The organism is Pedobacter rhodius, from assembly GCF_027213645.1.
In the GTDB taxonomy this organism is placed as follows: domain Bacteria; phylum Bacteroidota; class Bacteroidia; order Sphingobacteriales; family Sphingobacteriaceae; genus Pedobacter; species Pedobacter rhodius.
This window is the reverse complement of sequence record NZ_JAPWGL010000003.1, coordinates 300,425-319,131: the sequence shown is the minus strand read 5'-3', so window position 1 is coordinate 319,131 and position 18,707 is coordinate 300,425. Positions and strand designations below refer to the sequence as shown.

Sequence of the window (18,707 nt, the reverse complement as noted above, 5' to 3'; positions counted from 1 at the left end):
TCTTATCCTGATATATTTGGGTTTTTTGATACAATAATAATACACGAAGAATGGTTCCGAAAGGTAAACTCATCATCATAGGTGGCGCAATAAACACTGGCAGTTTTGCAGAAACGCAATTTGGACTACCGGATAATATGAATTTTTTTGAACGCGGAATTTTAAAAAGAATTACCACTGAGTCTATTAAAAATACCGAATCACGCTTTGAAATCATTACCACTGCTTCACTAATGCCTGAAAAAGTTGGCGAAGAATATATTAAGGCTTATGCACAGCTGGATGTTCATAATGTTGGGGTTTTGAATGTAACCAACCGTGAAGAGGCAAATGCCGAAGAAAATTATGAACGTATAAAAGCTGCTGAAGTAATTATTTTTACCGGAGGTGACCAGTTGCGTTTATCGTCTATATTCGGAGGAACTAAAATCCATCAGATTCTTTTAGAAAAATATAAAAATGAACCGGTAGTTATAGCAGGGACATCAGCCGGTGCGGCCGCAAGTTCTAAAAACATGATCTACCAGGGAAGCAGTAAAGATGCTTTACTAAAAGGTGAAGTAAAAATTACCGGTGGCTTAGGTTTTATTGACGATGTAATCGTTGATACCCACTTTGTACAACGAGGAAGAATCGGTCGTTTATTATATGCCGCCGCCAGTAACCCGGGTATTTTAGGCATTGGTTTGGGTGAAGATACCGGACTTTTCATTTCCGACGGGCATATAATGGAGGCAATCGGTTCTGGTATGGTAATTTTAGTTGATGGCCGCCAGATGGCGGATACAAACCTTACCGACGTGGAAATGGGTCAGCCGGTTTCAATAAAAAACATGGTTGTGCATGTAATGTGCGATGGCGATGTTTATAATTTAACGGATCATAGTTTAGTTATTCATCACCCAAAAGTTGTTCCGATAGGATAATGCAGTGTCCAGTTAAAAGTTATCAGTTTGAGGCGTTCCATTTCTTGATACTAACTACTTGACACTAAAATCTCGATACTAAAAAATGAAATTAATTATACACGGTGGTTTTTTCAGCGAATCATCTACCAACCAGGAAACAAAGAAAGCCAAGCAAGATGCGCTGGCAAATATCGTTACCCTAGGACACCAATATTTAAAAAACCATACGGCTTTAGAAACGGTAGTTTACACCGTTGCTTTGTTGGAAGATAATGATTTATTCAATGCAGGTATCGGTTCTCAGATTCAAAGTGATGGAAAAGTGAGATTAAGTGCGGCGCTGATGGATGGTAAAACCGAAAAATTCAGTGGTGTAATTAATGTTGAGGATGTTAAAAATCCAATTGAAATTGCTCAAAATCTTTTAGCTTATGATGATAGGGTTTTAAGTGGAGATGGTGCCCTGAAATTCGCCAGAGATAATGGTTTTGAATATTTTAATCCGATAACTGCACAGCGCCAATCTGAATACGAAGCAAAATTAAATCAGCAGAACAATAAAGGCACCGTTGGCTGTGTTGCTTTAGATGCAGCGGGGAACTTAGCTGCCGCAACTTCAACCGGTGGTAAAGGTTTCGAAATTCCCTGCAGGGTTAGCGATTCAGCAACTGTTGCAGGCAACTACGCAAATCAATTTGCCGGCATCTCTTGTACCGGTGTTGGAGAAGATATTGTGAGTGGTGCATTGGCCGCAAAAATTGTAACCCGAGTTACCGATGGATTTTCTTTAAAGGAGGCCTGTGATAAATCTTTTTCCGAACTTAAAGCATTTGATGGCTTTGCCGGTGTCGTCGGCATTTCTGCCAATGGCGAAATTTACCACTGCGATTCACATCCATATATGGTTTGGGCATCTTTCGATGTTAATTTACAGGTATTTAGCTGAAAATTGATTTAAAGTATTATTTTTGTTGCATGACTAAAATGGTGTTGGCTTTTTTAAGCCTTTTTGCCTCTTTACAACTTTACGCACAAAATATTGATAAATCTGATCAGGATCCTGGCTTTGGCGGGAGCGCAATAAATATTGCGGTTTCCAGGTACGACCTCGCAGAAGGAACCAATTATTTTGAAGACGCAGAGGATTTAGAGAAAAAAGGCGATTTTAATGAAGCGCTTACCTTATTTGGTAAGGCGGCCTTTGAATTTAATGCGGTAAAAAATTTCGGATTATATTGCCAGGCGCTGCTAAAGATGAGCAATATGCATTACCTGTTGGGCCGTTTCACTGATGCAGAACAAATCCTTTTAAATGTTGTGCTGAAAAATTACTCAAAAATGGGTAGTCGCATTGGGCAGATGAACACTTACAATATTTTAGGTAAAGTTTACCTTGCCGAAAATAAATACACGCAATCGATGTGGTTCTACACACAACAAGGTATTCTGGCTAAGCAGACAGGCAGCAATAATTCTTACATTGAATCGGTATTGGGTGTAGCACAGGTAAAAATCAAAAAGAAAGATTTTGTCTTGGCTTCGAAAGATTTAAACCGTGCAGAGCTTTTGGCTAAATCCATAAAGAGCAACCAATATAAAGCGCAGATAAAAGAGTCTCGCGAAATAATTGCGGGAAAAACAACTTCGAAGAAATAATCTCCTCGGTAAAAAAAGCATTCAGGTTAAATCCTTTCTAAAAATCATTTACTTTTATAAGTAAAATTGATTGAGAATTAGCAATATTGTCATTCTACACCCTAAAATCAATTGTCGGCCCAAGACAGAAATTTGAATTAATCTGTTAATTTTTGTTAAAATTATATTGCTCTAATGTGCTGATTTTAAAACAAAAAGTGCCTTAACGCGTTATTTTAACACAATTGCCAGATAAAAATCTTTTAGTTAGATTTGATAGAATTAACAAGAGACGGTAATAATGCTGTCTCTTGTTTGTTTATTTGCTAAAATGGTATCATATTGGCTATATAGAATATAGAAATGGATTTTAAATTATTTAAAGAGATGTTGAAGAGAATATTTTTTGTGCTTTTTACCGCCGCAGTGCTAGCTTGCCACGCGGCCCCGAAAACCCAGCCAGTTGTAGAAGGTATAACTAATGTGAAGCCCGATGAACAACAACAACTGGTTATCAAAGAAGTGGTGAACCTGATTGAAAGCTATAATTATAAAAAGCTCGAAATCAATGATTCCATATCTTCGCTCATTTTAGATAAGTATATCAAATCGCTGGATCAGGGAAAGAATTATTTTCTGGCATCGGATATAAAGGAATTTGAAAAATACAGATACACCCTTGATGATGATTTCAAAAATGGAGATTTAAGCGGGCCATTCTATATATACAATGTTTATGCTAAACGCCTGAACGAATATTTTAGCTATTCTTTAGCGCAGATTAAAAACAAATACGATTTCAATCAGAACGACACCTATGTTTATGATAGAGAAAAAATGCCTTGGGCCACATCTGTCACAGCCTTAAACGACACCTGGAAAAAACGCATTAAATACGAGTTAATTAATTTAAATTTAGCCGGAACCACACAGGTTAAAAATGTAGAAACGCTAACCAAGCGTTACCAGAATTTACAGTCGCAGACTTCTAAAACCAATAACCAGGATGTGTTTCAGATTTTAATGGATGCTTTTACAGAATCTATAGACCCGCATACAAATTACTTTAACCCGGTGAATGCCGTAGCTTTTAATGAAGATATGTCTCGCTCATTTGAAGGTATTGGTGCACGTTTACAATTGGAAAATGAGGTCGTTAAAATCTCAGAAATCATTGCCGGCGGACCAGCATTTAAAGACAAACAATTAAGTCCCGGAGATAGAATTATCGCAGTTGCGCAAGGTGATGGCGAATTTGTTGATGTAGTTGGCTGGAGGTTAGACGCTACGGTATCGAAAATCAAAGGCGCTAAGGGCACTAAAGTTCGCTTGAAAGTAATTCCTGTCGGAAAAGAAATGTCATCGAAACCGGTTATCATTTCTTTGGTGCGTGATAAAGTAGTTCTTGAGGAAACGTCAGCTAAGAAAAAAGTAAAAACCATCACTCAAAATGGTAAAGAATATAAAATGGGTATCATTACCCTACCAGCTTTCTATGCCGATTTTAAAGCTGCAAATGCCGGCGATAAAAACTATAAAAGCACAACCCGTGATGTTAGAAAACTTATCGATTCACTAAAAACTTTCGATAAAGTTGATGCAATCGTAATGGACTTACGCGGCAATGGTGGCGGCTCATTGGTTGAGGCCATTTCATTAACGGGCTTATTTATTGACAGGGGTCCGGTTGTTCAGGTTAAAGATTTACGTGGCAAAATAGAGGTTGATGAAGATGAAGCAACTGGTGTAGCCTGGGATGGTCCTTTCGGTGTAATGGTAGACCGTTTGAGCGCTTCGGCTTCTGAAATTTTTGCCGGTGCGATTCAGGATTATGGTCGGGGAATCATTATGGGTAGCCAAACCTATGGTAAAGGAACCGTACAATCTTCTATCGATTTGAACAAACTGGTTAATCCAAGCATGCTTCAAAGAGTTGCAGGTTTAATCACTAAAAATAAAACGACAGGAACCGCACCATCATCAGCAACAGCTGCCGATATCAACCTAGGTCAAATTAACCTTACAATGGCTAAATTCTACCGTGTAGCCGGGAGCAGTACGCAGCATAAAGGTGTTACACCTGACGTTGTTTTCCCGTCATTATATCCAATGGATAAAATTGGTGAGGATACGGAACCATCAGCTTTGCCTTGGGATGTTATTCCGAGTTCAAACTTTAAAGCTGTAGCAAACTTAACAGCAGTTAAACCTAATTTAATTAAAAACAGCGAGCAACGTATCGCGAACTCTTTAGATTTTAAATATTTGAAACAAGATATCGCAGAACTTAAAAAACGCGATGCGGAAACTTCAGTTACTTTAAACGAAGAAAAATTAAAAGCAGAGCGCGATGCCCAGGAAGCTAAAACTTTAGCCAGAGCAAATGAGTTAAGAACTGCAAGAGGCTTACCTCCAATTAAAAAAGGGGAAAAAAATACCAAACAGGATTCATTTGATTTTATTGAAGACGAATCATTACACGTAATGGGCGATTTTATGCAACAATCTGGCAACTATGTGATGAATCTTGGTTTAATGCCGAAGAATAATTAATTACGATAATTCAATGAAAAACCCGCTAAAGTTTAAACTTTAGCGGGTTTTTTTATAACCATCATATCTTAAAGAGACTTCTTAAGTTTTATTTAGCCTGCTGACCAGGTTGGTTCTGCCGGTTCAATTGCATGGCCATCATTTCTTTCATTGTTTTGTTCATGCCTTCTGTACTGCCATCAAGAAAGATAATATTGCCTTCGCCATATTCAGCAAATTGTTTAATTGCTTCAGTCCACATGGTGAACAGAATTACCGAAGTATCTAAATTGGCTTGCTGCATTTCATGAGCAGCATTGGTCATACCTTTTGCAACTTCTTCCCTAAACAATGCAATACCTTGTCCACGTAACTGAGCGGCTTCACGTTCGGCCATAGCCGCAATTTTAATGGCATTACCATCCGCTTCCGCGCCTTTAGTTTTGGTAATCAGCAAAGCCTGACCTTCGTTTTCTGCTGCAGCCTTTAAGTTATTAGACGCTACAACTCTGCTCATCGAACGCATAATTTCCTCATCAAAGGTAATGTCGTTCAGTTGTAAATCCTGTAAGTGGTAACCCCAGCCATCTAAAACCTGATCTATTTGTTCCTTTACATGAAGCACAATTTCATTTCTTTGTGCCAAAACGTTTGCCTGTTTCTGTGTAGCAACATATGCACGAATGGAGCCTTCGATTGTTCTGATTAAAGCCTGCATAAGGTTCGTTGCATCAACAAATTTGAAGGCTACATTTTTAATGGTTTCTTCATCCTGATTAACAACGGAATATAAGAGCATTGCCTTAAAATAAACATTTGCCTGATCTTGTGTTACCGCCTGGAAAGATAATTCAACAGAACGATTTTGGATTGAAATACGGGAGTAAATCTGTTCAATTAGTGGGATTTTGAAATTCAATCCCGGCCTCAGCTGCCTTTGGTATTTACCAAAAACGGTAATTACAGCAATGGTGCCCTGTTTTACCGTAACGAAAGAGCTTAACAGGATAATAATTCCGAAGAAAATTAGAATGTAGACTATGTATTGCATCATATTAGATTTTTTATGAAGTTATAAAAAAATTCATACAAACTACATCATGGTTTTTGTAGCTTTATTCTTTACGAACTTAAATACATAAAAATGAAAAACAATTTATTTCTGCCTGCTGCAGCTTTATTACTCTTCGCAGCTTGTCGGAACGATAAAAGCCATCAGGCAACAGAAGCCGATCAGAGAACTGTATTTTTCGACACGGCCGGAATGGATACTACCGTAAAACCCGGTGATAACTTTTTTCTTTATGCAAATGGAAAATGGATGAAAAATGCTCAGATTCCGAAAACAGAAACTGGCTGGGGTTCATTTTATACACTTTATAATGATAACCTTAAAAATTTAAAGAGCATATTGGAACACGCTGCAAAAAGTAGTTCGCCCGAAGGTACTGCCGAACAAAAAGTTGGCGATTTTTATGCAAGCGGCATGGATTCATTAACCATAGAGAAACTTGGAACAGCGCCGATAAAACCACTGTTATCGAAAATTGACGCCATAAAGAATGATAAGGATTTGATCAGTTTCGTTGCAGATGGATTTAAAAATGGCGAAGGCGATTTGCTGGGTTTCGGTATCGAACCTGATGACAAAATCAGCTCTAAAAATGCTTTAGTTTTTTCACAATCGGGAATAAACCTGCCTGAACGCAGCTATTACCTGGATCAGGATGATAAGGCAAAAAAAATCAGAACGGAGTATGTAAAGTATATCACGAAGATATTCAGTTTATCCGGCGATTCAGTAAATGCGGCTAAATATGCTGATGATATTTTGAAATTGGAAACGGCAATTGCAACTGCTCATTCAACTCCGGTAGAACTTCGCGACCCGCAAAAAAACTATAACAAATTCGCTGTTGCCGACTTTCAGAAGCAAATGCCAAACATTGATTTTAAATCTGTTTTGAGCAAATTAGGTGCAAACACCGATAGTGTTATTGTTCGCCAGCCGAAATATTATAAGGCGTTATCTGGCTTGATCAAAAGTCAGCCAATTAATATCTGGAAGGAAAAATTAAAATTCGATGCCCTAAATGCTGCAGCAAATGCACTTACAAAGGATTTTAGGACAGCCAAATTCGATTTCTTTGGCAAAACATTGTACGGACAGCCATCGCAAACAGAACGATGGAAAACAATGGTAAGCAATACCGATAGAAATCTTGGCGAACTTTTAGGACAGCTTTATGCCGAACAATATTTCAAGCCTGAAGCAAAAAAACGGATGCTTGAGTTGGTAAATAACCTTCAAAAAGTTTATGAAGACAGGATAAAAAAAGTTGATTGGATGACTACGGAGACCAAGAAAAAAGCGCTGGAGAAGTTAAATGCTTTTGTAAAAAAAATAGGTTATCCCGATAAATGGAAAAAATATGATGATGTAGAGATTTCAAAAAATACCTATTACGCAAATCTTCAATCGGCTAAAAAGCATGATTATAAAGAAATGATGGATAAGCTGGGTAAACCCGTTGACAAAACAGAATGGGGTATGACGCCGCCAACTGTAAATGCTTATTATAACCCTTCATTTAATGAAATCGTATTTCCAGCCGGAATTTTGCAGTTTCCGTTTTTTGCATTTAATGCCGATGATGCAATAAATTACGGTGCAATCGGTGCTGTTATTGGTCATGAAATGACGCACGGCTTTGATGACCAGGGCCGCCAATATGATGCGGCAGGTAATTTAAAAGAATGGTGGACAAAAGATGACGCCGCCAAGTTTAAGGCTAAAGCGGATAAAGTTGTGGCATTTTACAACAATTTCTCTTTGCTGGATAATCAGCATGTAAATGGTGCATTAACTTTAGGTGAAAACCTGGCAGATATTGGCGGGTTAAATATTGCCTATGATGCTTTTAAGCTAACCAAACAAGGTAAAAGCAACGATAAAATCGATGGCTTTACACCAGACCAGCGTTTCTTTTTAGGTTTTGCACAGGTTTGGAGAATGAAAAACAGGGACGAGAGTATGCGTGTTCGCTTAAAAACTGACCCGCATAGTCCGGAAATGTTCCGCGTAAATGGACCGGTTTACAATATGGAAGCATTTTATAGAGCTTTTAACATTCCGGCAACAGCCAAAATGTACGTTGCACCTGCAAACAGGTTAGGTGTTTGGTAGCCGGATTACCAAATAATTTTACCAAAAAGGCATACTAAGATCTATTTTTAAGCCGCAGGTTTACAGATTAAAAATCTGCGAATCTGCGGTTTTCATTTTCAAAACCTTAAACTTTAAAACAAAAACCGATAATTATTGTCTTTACTCTGATAATTTTAAAACTATGAATGTAAAACGCACTTTTGGCACAGTCCTGACTATTTTAGGAATAATTGGATTAATTTATGCAGGTTATGGATTTGTACAACACAGCCAGCAAACCAGAGGATTATTAGTTTATGGTATAATCGGATTAATATTCTTCGTTTCGGGAATTGGTTTGGTAAAAAATACTAAGGATGAGGTGTAGGCTATTATCTCCTCTTCAAATATTTTCCCGAAAAAGATATAGCAAAACTGCTGCACCAATCGCGAAACCAAGGTAAGCACCATCTTTAAAATCGGTAGTTCTCTGTAATAGAAGTACAATTAGCATAATTATTTCTTCTTGCCCTTAATTATTAGAAACTGGCTATAAGCAACCAATGAACCTGCCAAAATAATAATACCTGCAGATAATAAGTTTTTTGGATTTTTATTAATGTAAAAAGCTGCGGCTAAAACCAGAATTGCTGCGGCCAGGCCAACGATGTAGTGAAGAATTAATCCTTTTTTCATGTTTAAAATTAGCGATTTTAACCGCTTAGTTAAGTAGTAATTAATTAAATGAGTTTCGACGTTCTATCATTAAAAGATTCAAAAAAGTCGTCATCTCGATCCGATAGCTATCGGATGAAGCGCAGCGAAATGGAGAGATCTATTTAAACAGATTTCTCGGCTTCGTTCCACTCCGCTACCATTGACGTTATTTATTAACTTTCTTTAAATCAATATTTTATAAATAATGCATGTTTGCAATTTATAAGGCCTTAGCACTGTTTCTCCGTTCTGCTTTAAATCGGCCTAACAAATTTTTGGGATGCACTATCCAAGCCAAAGCACAAGCTTAAATACAAAAACGGCGTAGCCCTCATGAATACCTATTAAAACGATAAATACTTATGAATAATTTTCAGCCGGCAATTATTAATTAGTTATCATTGTTTTTAATTGTATTAATGAGCTCGCAAAATGCTCGGTTTTGTTTCTTTTGTTGCCAAACCTGCGAAGCAAGCTTGAAGACCAATAAAAATATAAACTTCTCTGAAAAACAAAAAAGCCTGTCCGGCCAGGACAATAAAACACCCCGCCCTGCGGGCACCCCTCTAAAAGAGGGGAATGCAAATAGTAAATGTCATTTATATTGATTTTATGAAATAAATTGATCCCCTCAATATGAGACAACTTGCAACCTATTCTTTTACTACAGAAATCCTGTTATTTTCAAACAGCAGCTTGTGGCCTTTAAAATCTTCATCCGTTAAATCCTTAATTCTTTTGAAAGCAGTACCATTTTTATCAATAGTTAGTCTGCTTATTTTATCCTGCTTAACAGAAACAACATCAGCATAAAGGAAATCGCCCTTACCATTTATTTTAAGCTGAATCAGGGGCGCAAAGCCATTATTGCCTTTTAAGCTGAACATGCCGTAGGTACAAAAATTACCCATGCTGTAGGCAATAAATTTATTTTTATAAACCTCAACAGCACGGCTTACATGTGGCCCATGGCCTAAAACAGCATCAGCTCCGGCATCTATCACCGCATGGGCAAAAGCATATACATTGCCCCTGTTTTCATTGTAAAAGAGTTCATTTTTTCGGGTTACATGTTCAAATCTTGCGCCTTCACCGCCTCCGTGAAACGAAACAATAACAATATCCACCTGTTTTTTTAAGCGGGCTACCAATGCTTTTGCGCTGTCTATTTTATTAATAGAAACCGTATTTTCATTCGGTGCAAAGGCACAAAAGGCATATCTAATGCTATCTCTCTCGAATATTTCATAAGGTTTATTTACTTGCCCTGCATAATGAATTTTCAAAGAATCTAAAATTCTGGCGGTATTTTTTCTGCCTTTTGAGTCAAAATCACCAACGTGATTATTTGCGATACTCAAAACATTAAAGCCTGCTTTCTTGTAAATACCAGCATAACGTTCAGGCATACGGAAAGCATAGCAATTATTTGGGTTTATGCCGTTGCATTTGGTTGAATTGCCTGAATTTAAAAAACAGCCTTCCAGGTTTCCGAACACAATATCACCTTTTAACAGGCTATCAACGGCCTGAAAGCTATTTATGGCATCATCTGGCGGAAGATTTGCTGTGGATGGAAAAGCCGAACCAAGCATAATATCACCAACTGCGGTTATGGAAATCGTATCCTTAATTTTTCTGATGACAGTATCAGCAGCTTTTGGCTCAACGATAATAACCTGCGCACTATTACTGGTACAGCTTATAAATATGATGACGACGAGGAATGATAAAATTATGCTATTGGTTAACTTCATTAACTGATTTTATAATAAAAAAATCCTCCAAAATTGCTTATGGAGGATTATATATGTTCAATCTGAAATCGCAAATCTACGATCGTAAATTATATTTTATTCTACCGTAAAATCCTTTTTAAAGGATTCAAGAATTCTTCCGCCTTTATAAAAATAGCGGCTGTAGTAAGGTTCATTCAAATTACTAATCACAACGCCACGGGAACTTGATGCATGTGCGAATCTGTTATCGCCAAGGTATATGCCAATGTGTGAAATACTTCTGCTTTTTATTTTAAAGAAAACTAAATCGCCTTCTTTTAAATCTTCTTTAGACAATGGGTCTACCATGCTGAAGATATCTCTCGAATTTCTTCTTATTGTTGTGTTGAAAACTTTGTCGTAAATCGCTTTTGTAAAAGCGGAGCAATCAATACCCTTTTTTGTATTTCCACCGAAACTGTAAGGGGTTCCGATCCATTCATATACAAATTTATATAGTTTTAAATTCGAAGTCGCATCAACTGCAACACCCATAACCTGAGAAAAATACTGCGATGCAAGATTGTCTGGGTCGTTTAATTCTTTGCCGGATTCTTTTGTTTTTGTTTGCGAAAATGCGGCTGAGAGCGTGCAAATAGCGATTAGAGATGAAAACAAAATTTTTTTAATCATGTTATACAGTTATGTTTGGGTAAACTACTTACACATTAACGTACACCACATGGGCTTATTGTTGGTTGTCAAAAATATCAATAATACAAATGTTATCCAAATGTTTGACGGTAAAAATCAAAAGTTATTAACATTTTCTGCTTTTAAGCTAAAGTTTTTTGGCTCAACATATGAAAATAGTCTTTTTAATTATAAATGAATTTTTTTCTGTAAACGGATTTGAAAATTAGGGTGAAATACGTTTTTACAGAATTTAATTTCTCGTCGAATAAACAACTAAAGGATATAAAATTGCAAAGTTTTAAAACCATAAAATCAGAACTAATCTCTAAATTCCGCATATAATTGTAAAACAACTGTTAAAACAACAATTAAGGTGAATAACATGATGTTTTTACATTAGAAAGTGCCAAAAATTACAATAAAAAAATTAGATTTGCTGTCGCAAAAAAACAAATATCCTAAATGAGTGCAGTAGAAATAAATAAAGATACCTGGTTAAAGTGGTTCGAATCGATGTTGCTTATGCGCAAATTCGAAGAGAAAACAGGCCAGTTATACGGACAACAAAAAATTCGTGGCTTTTGTCATTTATACATTGGACAAGAGGCTGTAGTTGCAGGCGCAATATCTGCCATGCAAAAAGGCGATTCGATGATTACTACTTACCGTGATCACGCTCATGCGTTAGCTTTAGGTGTTAGTGCCGATAGCATTATGGCAGAAATGTATGGTAAAGCTACAGGTTGCTCTAAAGGTAAAGGTGGTTCAATGCACATGTTCAGCAAAGAACATAATTTTTATGGTGGCCATGCCATTGTAGGAGGTCAGATTCCACTGGGTGCAGGTGTTGCTTTTGCAGAAAAATATAAAGGAACAGATAATGTTAACATTTGTTATATGGGCGATGGTGCTGTGCGCCAGGGTGCATTAAACGAAACTTTTAACATGGCTATGCTGTGGAAATTGCCGGTAATTTTTGTTTGCGAAAACAATGGTTATGCAATGGGTACTTCGGTACAACGTACTACAAACATGACCGATATTTATAAAATTGGTTTAGGTTTTGATATGCCATGCGCGCCGGTTGATGGTATGGACCCGGTTGCTGTACATAATGCAATGGATGAGGCTATTCAGCGTGCCCGTAAAGGTGAAGGACCTACTTTCTTAGAAATGAGAACTTACCGTTACCGTGGTCACTCCATGTCTGACCCTGCAAAATATCGTACTAAAGAAGAATTAGAAGATTATAAAGCAAAGGATCCGGTTGAACATGCAAGAGAAACTATTCTTAAAGAAAAGTATGCAGATCAGGCCTGGATTGAAGAAATAGAAGCTAAAGTAAAAGGTATTGTAGATCAGGCTGTGAAATTTGCAGAAGAATCTCCTTGGCCAGATGCATCTGAGTTATACAAAGATGTATACATGACGGAGAACTACCCTTACGTAATGGACTAATTTTAAAAAGATTTCAATTAATTAGATATAATGGCTGATGTAATTAAAATGCCCAAAATGAGCGACACCATGACCGAAGGGGTTTTGGCGAAGTGGCACAAAAAAGTGGGCGATAAAGTGAAAAGCGGCGATGTTTTGGCAGAAGTAGAAACTGACAAAGCAACAATGGATATGGAATCTTATTGGGACGGAACGCTTTTATACATAGGTGTAGAAGAGGGTACTGCTGTTCCGGTTGATGCAGTAATGGCCGTTATCGGAAAAGAAGGTGAAGATTATAAAGCGGCATTAGAAGCTGAATCAGGAAGTCAGGCGTCGGGAAGTCCGGAGTCTGAAGATACGGCGCCTAAAGCTGAAAGTGAAAAGCCAAAAACGGAAAACGAAGAAGCCCTTGCTCAGGGTGGTGGTTTAAGCGAAGAAGAATTAGCAGCAAAAGGTGTTACGGTTATCCGCATGCCTTTGTTAAGCGATACCATGACTGAAGGTGTTATAGCTGAATGGCATAAAAAAGTTGGTGATAAAGTTAAAGATGATGATGTTTTAGCTGATGTAGAAACCGATAAGGCCACTATGGAAGTTATGGGTTATGCAACCGGTACTTTGTTACACATTGGTGTTGAGAAAGGTCAGGCAGCTAAAGTAAATGGAATTATCGCTATCGTTGGTCCGGAAGGAACAGATGTTAGCGGGATTTTAGCTGGAGGAGCTCAAAGCTCAAAGCCTAAAGCAGAAAGCGAAGAAAAAACAGAAACTCCGAAAGAAGAAAAACAAGCTGCAACTGCTGATGCAGGTTCATCTGCGCCGGTTCAGGAAAGTTCTTCTGACAGCAGGGTGAAAGCGTCGCCTTTGGCTAAGAAAATTGCTAAAGATAAAGGAATCGATTTATCGCAGGTTGCCGGTAGCGCAGAAGGTGGGCGTATCATTAAAAAAGATATCGAAAACTTTAAGCCAGCTGCTGCACAAGCAGAAAGCGGTAAGGCAAAAGCGGAAAGCGCACCAGCAGAAAAACCTCAGGCTGCGGCACCAGTTATTCCAACATTTGTTGGCGAAGTTAAATTTACTGAGCAGCCAGTTTCGCAAATGCGTAAAGTAATTGCAAAACGTTTAGCCGAAAGTTTATTTACTGCTCCACACTTCTACTTAACTATAAGTATTGATATGGATAACGCAATGGCTGCCCGTACGGCAATTAATGCAGTTGCTCCGGTTAAAGTTTCTTTCAACGATATCGTAATTAAAGCGGTTGCTGTTGCACTTAAAAAACATCCTGCGGTTAATTCATCGTGGGGTGGCGATAAAATCCGTTTCAATGAACATACAAACATCGGCGTTGCTATGGCTGTTGAAGATGGTTTATTAGTACCTGTAGTTCGTTTTGCTGATGGTAAATCATTATCGCACATTTCTGCGGAAGTAAAAGATTTTGGTGGAAAAGCAAAAGCTAAAAAATTACAGCCTGCAGATTGGGAAGGAAGTACTTTCACGGTTTCTAACTTAGGTATGTTTGGTATTGATGAATTTACATCAATTATCAATTCTCCTGATGGTGCAATTTTATCAGTTGGTGCAATTCAACAGGTTCCTGTGGTTAAAAATGGGGCTGTTGTTCCTGGAAACATAATGAAATTGACTTTAGGTTGCGATCACCGTGTGGTTGATGGTGCAACCGGAGCGCAATTCTTACAAACTTTAAAAGGTTTACTGGAAGAACCAATCAGGTTATTAGCTTAATAATTGTCATCCTGAACTGGCTTACACTGCGCCGGATTGAAGGATAAAATATACTCAAAGCCATTCCTTTTCAGGAGTGGCTTTTTTTGGTTTAATAGCGTTGCTATTTTTTTTTATAACTGTATAAATTTGCAATAATGAATCTCCCGCTGATTTACGCTAATTAGGCAGGTGTTATATGCACTTTATAAGCAGGAATAATTTTAACACAAAAATCTGGAGGAATCTTCCTGATCTGCAGGAAATACCAAAAACAATCTGATTTTTACTATTTTTGATTAGAACCCTAAATCAAACTCAATGAAAAAGATATTTCTCTTTATAGCATGTACTTCAGCTCTGATGGCTTGTAAGCAAAGTAATAAAACCGACAAAACGGAAGCAAACAAAAAATTTGCCTCGATGTGTGAAACCTATTATCAGGATGGATTAAAATTAAGTCCAATCGCAGCGACATACATTGGCGATGAACGCTATAATGATTTATTACCGAATGATGGGTCGCAGGCCTATATTGCGGCGAATAAAAGCTTTAATGAACGCTACCTCGATAGTTTAAAAAATTATGATAGAGAAAGCCTGGATAACAACGACAAACTCTCTTTCGATTACATGAAAGATCAGCTTGAAATGAACATCGAAGGTTTTAAATACCATTCAGAATATTTTCCTTTCAACCAAATGTTTGCTTTGCCCTTAACTTTTGGCCAGTTAGGTTCGGGAACAGGTGCACAACCTTTTAAAACGGTTAAAAACTACGAAGATTGGCTTAAACGTGTAAATGCATTTTCTGTGTGGGCAGATACTGCTATTGGGAATTTCAAAAAAGGAGCCAATGCAGGTTTTGTTCTGCCAAAGGCGTTGGTAGTGAAAATGATTCCTCAAATGCAAAGTATGGTTGTAGCCACGCCTGAACAAAGTTTGTTTTATGGTCCGGTTAAGTTAATTCCCTCCTCGTTTTCTGCAGCTGAAAAACAAAAAATTACTGAAGATTACCGCAAAGCGATAACCAACGTAATTGTACCTACCTATAAGAAACTAGCCGATTACCTTAAAAACGACTATTTACCAAAAGCAAGAGCCACATCGGGTTATTCGGCTTTACCGGGTGGTGCTGAGTGGTATGCATATTTGGTTAGGCAGCAAACCACCACGAATAAAACCCCTGAAGAAGTTTATCAAACAGGTTTAAAAGAAGTAGCCAGAATTAAGGGCCAAATGGATAGCATTAAAAATCTGGTTGGATTTAAAGGGGATTTGAAAGCTTTTTTCGAATATATGAAAACGGATAAGAAATTTATGCCATATAAAAATCCGCAGGAAATCCTGGCTGCCTTTGAAAATATCCACCAGCGTATGAAGCCCAATTTGAAAAAGATGTTTGAGAAAGAGCCTAAAACGCCTTTCGAAATCCGTCAAACAGAAGCATTCAGAGCGGCGTCGGCGAGTGCAGAATACAATCAGGGTTCGGCAGATGGCAAACGTCCCGGAATATTCTATGTGCCAATTCTGGATGCAAAAACTTTCAATACCACATCGGGAATGGAGTCTCTTTTCTTGCATGAGGCTATTCCTGGTCATCATTATCAAATTTCATTAACACAGGAAAATACATCACTACCCAATTTTCGCCGCTTTGGTGGCCATAATGCTTATGTAGAAGGTTGGGCTTTATATTGTGAGTCTTTGGGTAAAGAACTTGGCTTATATCAGGATCCTTATCAGCATATGGGTGCTTTGGGCGATGAAATGCATAGAGCCATTCGTTTAGTTGTTGATGTGGCGATTCACACTAAAAATATGACCAGAGAGCAAGCGATAAAATATATGACAGATAACGAAGCCATCAGCACAGAAGGTGCAACGGCCGAAATAGAACGCTACATGGGTATACCGGCACAAGCTTTAGGCTATAAAACGGGCGCCATGAAAATCAGGGAATTAAGAACTAAATATGAAAAAGAATTAGGGACGAAATTTAAACTTGCAGCTTTCCATACCGAAGTTTTGAAAGATGGGTCTTTGCCGCTATCAGTTTTTGAATCGAAAATGGATGTTTGGGCGGCAAACCAGAAGTAGATTTATTCGTCATTGTATATAGTTATCAAAGAAGTCGTCATTTCGAGCGAAGTGCAACGCAGCCGAGAAATCTGTCTAGATAGATCGCTCCATTCCGCGATGCTCCAGTCGAAATGACGATTATTATTTACGCCGTGGTTCATGTCCGCACGAGTCACTATCATCCCAATTCATCAAATCTCGAAACCCTTTTCTGATAACATTGTTAATTATAAAACACTTAATCATGGATAAAGAAAAATTAATTCAGGAAGCATACCTGGTTTCGCATACAATAGAAGAGAACGGAAATTTCCCTAACAATCCGGTTTACCCTTTAATGATTTATAAAGGCGCATTTTTAATTCATCCTGATGATAAAATTGATGTGATTAAAACTGTTTTTGCACAGAATGGCTATTCAAATGCTTGGGTTGATGGGATTTTTGATTACCACCATTACCACAGCAATACACATGAAGTTATGGGGGTTTTTTGTGGGAATGCAGATGTGCAGTTTGGCGGCGAACATGGTGTTTGTATAGAATTAGATAAAGGTGATGTGGTTGTAATTCCAGCCGGCGTTGCGCATAAACGACTTAGGGCCAGCGATGATTTTACAGTTGTTGGTGCATACCCAAAAGGTTCGGATTATAACATGAAATATGGAAAGGCTGAAGAACGTCCGGAAGCAGATGAAGCCATAGCTCAAGTAGAACAGCCCGACAGCGACCCGGTTTATGGTAATAATGGCCATTTATTCGAATGCTGGTACAATAAAAATTGTAAGAATGTGTAAAACTCTTTGCTTTTAACGCTTCAAAATTCTTTAATTTTCGGGTTTTAAATTTAGTCTGCCTGAATACATGAATTTTAGATATATTAGTGCTGCATTTTTCATCTCTATAACGCTCCTCATCGCTTGCAACAGTAAAAAATCAGAAGAAAAAAAAGCTGCTGATGCGAAAATCAGAACAAAGGAAGACGATAAAGCCGACAGCCTGCTTTTAGTTTATAACCCAGCAAAGGGCGATAAATGGATCGCCGATTTCGTGGATAATCTGCATAAAAAATACGGATTCAACGGAAATATGCTGGTAGCAAAGGATGGTAAAATTTTATATGAAAAAGCAATTGGTTGGGCAGATTACCTTCACCGCGATAGCTTAACTATAAATTCAGAATTTGAGCTTGCTTCTATTACCAAAACTTTTACCGGAACTGCAATTATGCAATTGGTTGAGTCGGGAAAAATATCCTTAAACGATAATGTTAAAAAGTTCTTCCCGAATTTTCCTTACGAAGGCATAACTGTAAAGTTACTGCTTACGCACCGCAGCGGGATGATGAACTATGTTTATTTTATTGATGATATCTGGCGCAAAGAAAAGCGTAATATGAAAAAGGGTGTTACCAATCAGGAAGTAATGGATATTATAGCTGAGCGCAAACCAAATCCCTATGTAAAACCCGATAACCGTTTCCATTACAACAATTCAAACTTCATGGTTTTGGGTGCAATTATCGAAAAGGTAACCGGTCAGCGTTACTCACAATACATGATGGAACATATTTTTAAACCTGCAGGCATGAAGCACACACATGTTTACAGTACTACTGAATATGAAAAAGTGCCTGTTGATGTTGTAGGGCACGACCGCAGCTGGAGGTATTCTGTGGTTCAAAACTTTTTAGACGGACCTGTTGGTGATAAAGGAATTTATAGCACCGTTCATGATTTGGTATTATATGACAAATACTTAAAAAATAATCGATTCATTAATAAACAAAGTACCGATTCATCTTACGTGGGTAGAAACAAACCTGTTAACGGCCACTTCAATTATGGTTATGGCTGGAGAATGTTCGATGGCGAAAGTATGGATAAAGTGGTTTACCATACCGGCTGGTGGCATGGTTTCCGACATATTTATGTTCGCGATTTAAATAAAAACATCGTTGTAATTTTCTTAGGAAATTTAACAAACGGAAGCTTAATGCATCTGGATGATTTATACAAACATCTAAATATGCCAATCATAAGAAAAGGCGCCTACCACGGGAACGGTAGTTTACCCGGTAGCGATGAAGATTAAAATTAAAACC

15 protein-coding genes are annotated in these 18,707 nt (G+C 37.8%); 11 read left to right on the top strand and 4 right to left on the bottom strand.

Annotation, left to right across the window (positions count from 1 at the left end):
* Nucleotides 1–50: 50 nt before the first annotated feature.
* The 4 genes from O0931_RS11460 to O0931_RS11445 all read left to right on the top strand — a co-directional run bounded on the left by O0931_RS11460 (nucleotide 51) and on the right by O0931_RS11445 (nucleotide 5,096).
* The gene (locus tag O0931_RS11460) at nucleotides 51–926 is read left to right on the top strand and encodes a cyanophycinase (RefSeq protein WP_269415720.1); all 876 of its coding nucleotides are present in this window, start codon (nucleotides 51–53) and stop codon (nucleotides 924–926) included.
* Nucleotides 927–1,011: 85 nt separating this feature from the next.
* Nucleotides 1,012–1,854 (top strand): isoaspartyl peptidase/L-asparaginase, encoded by an 843-nt coding sequence (locus O0931_RS11455; RefSeq protein WP_269415719.1) that lies wholly within the window; start codon nucleotides 1,012–1,014, stop codon nucleotides 1,852–1,854.
* Between the two features lie 29 nt (nucleotides 1,855–1,883).
* Nucleotides 1,884–2,564, top strand: coding sequence for a hypothetical protein (locus tag O0931_RS11450; protein WP_269415718.1), 681 nt, complete (start codon nucleotides 1,884–1,886; stop codon nucleotides 2,562–2,564).
* A 366-nt stretch (nucleotides 2,565–2,930) separates the two neighbouring features.
* A complete protein-coding gene (locus tag O0931_RS11445) occupies nucleotides 2,931–5,096 on the top strand; it encodes a carboxy terminal-processing peptidase (protein WP_269415717.1) in 2,166 nt (721 codons plus the stop codon).
* A gap of 88 nt (nucleotides 5,097–5,184) precedes the next feature.
* On the opposite strand, the gene O0931_RS11440 is transcribed toward O0931_RS11445, so the two are convergent.
* A complete protein-coding gene (locus O0931_RS11440; protein WP_269415716.1) occupies nucleotides 5,185–6,129 on the bottom strand; it encodes an SPFH domain-containing protein in 945 nt (314 codons plus the stop codon).
* 90 nt (nucleotides 6,130–6,219) lie between these two features.
* On the opposite strand from O0931_RS11440, the gene O0931_RS11435 reads away from it, so the two are divergent.
* Both O0931_RS11435 and O0931_RS11430 read left to right on the top strand, forming a co-directional pair.
* The gene (locus tag O0931_RS11435; protein ID WP_269415715.1) at nucleotides 6,220–8,262 is read left to right on the top strand and encodes a M13 family metallopeptidase; all 2,043 of its coding nucleotides are present in this window, start codon (nucleotides 6,220–6,222) and stop codon (nucleotides 8,260–8,262) included.
* A 163-nt stretch (nucleotides 8,263–8,425) separates the two neighbouring features.
* Nucleotides 8,426–8,611: a hypothetical protein gene (locus O0931_RS11430; protein ID WP_269415714.1), complete on the top strand. Its 186-nt coding sequence runs from the start codon at nucleotides 8,426–8,428 to the stop codon at nucleotides 8,609–8,611.
* Between the two features lie 128 nt (nucleotides 8,612–8,739).
* On the opposite strand, the gene O0931_RS11425 is transcribed toward O0931_RS11430, so the two are convergent.
* The 3 genes from O0931_RS11425 to O0931_RS11415 all read right to left on the bottom strand — a co-directional run bounded on the left by O0931_RS11425 (nucleotide 8,740) and on the right by O0931_RS11415 (nucleotide 11,351).
* Complete coding sequence (locus tag O0931_RS11425; RefSeq protein WP_269415713.1) at nucleotides 8,740–8,919, bottom strand: hypothetical protein; 180 nt, start codon at nucleotides 8,917–8,919, stop codon at nucleotides 8,740–8,742.
* 674 nt (nucleotides 8,920–9,593) lie between these two features.
* Nucleotides 9,594–10,697 carry a CapA family protein gene (locus tag O0931_RS11420; protein WP_269415712.1) on the bottom strand — a complete coding sequence of 368 codons (1,104 nt, stop codon included), beginning with the start codon at nucleotides 10,695–10,697 and terminating at the stop codon, nucleotides 9,594–9,596.
* Between the two features lie 96 nt (nucleotides 10,698–10,793).
* Nucleotides 10,794–11,351 (bottom strand): C40 family peptidase, encoded by a 558-nt coding sequence (locus O0931_RS11415; RefSeq protein ID WP_269415711.1) that lies wholly within the window; start codon nucleotides 11,349–11,351, stop codon nucleotides 10,794–10,796.
* A gap of 465 nt (nucleotides 11,352–11,816) precedes the next feature.
* Between O0931_RS11415 and pdhA the strand changes: the two genes are divergently transcribed.
* The 5 genes from pdhA (at nucleotide 11,817) to O0931_RS11390 (ending at nucleotide 18,697) form a co-directional block, all read left to right on the top strand.
* Nucleotides 11,817–12,812 carry a pyruvate dehydrogenase (acetyl-transferring) E1 component subunit alpha gene (pdhA, locus tag O0931_RS11410; protein ID WP_269415710.1) on the top strand — a complete coding sequence of 332 codons (996 nt, stop codon included), beginning with the start codon at nucleotides 11,817–11,819 and terminating at the stop codon, nucleotides 12,810–12,812.
* 30 nt (nucleotides 12,813–12,842) lie between these two features.
* Complete coding sequence (locus tag O0931_RS11405; protein WP_269415709.1) at nucleotides 12,843–14,543, top strand: dihydrolipoyl dehydrogenase family protein; 1,701 nt, start codon at nucleotides 12,843–12,845, stop codon at nucleotides 14,541–14,543.
* 300 nt (nucleotides 14,544–14,843) lie between these two features.
* Nucleotides 14,844–16,622, top strand: a complete 1,779-nt coding sequence (locus O0931_RS11400; protein WP_269415708.1) for a DUF885 domain-containing protein — start codon at nucleotides 14,844–14,846, stop codon at nucleotides 16,620–16,622.
* 226 nt (nucleotides 16,623–16,848) lie between these two features.
* Nucleotides 16,849–17,400 carry a cupin domain-containing protein gene (locus tag O0931_RS11395; RefSeq protein ID WP_269415707.1) on the top strand — a complete coding sequence of 184 codons (552 nt, stop codon included), beginning with the start codon at nucleotides 16,849–16,851 and terminating at the stop codon, nucleotides 17,398–17,400.
* 67 nt (nucleotides 17,401–17,467) lie between these two features.
* Nucleotides 17,468–18,697: a serine hydrolase domain-containing protein gene (locus O0931_RS11390; protein ID WP_269415706.1), complete on the top strand. Its 1,230-nt coding sequence runs from the start codon at nucleotides 17,468–17,470 to the stop codon at nucleotides 18,695–18,697.
* Nucleotides 18,698–18,707 lie beyond the last annotated feature (10 nt).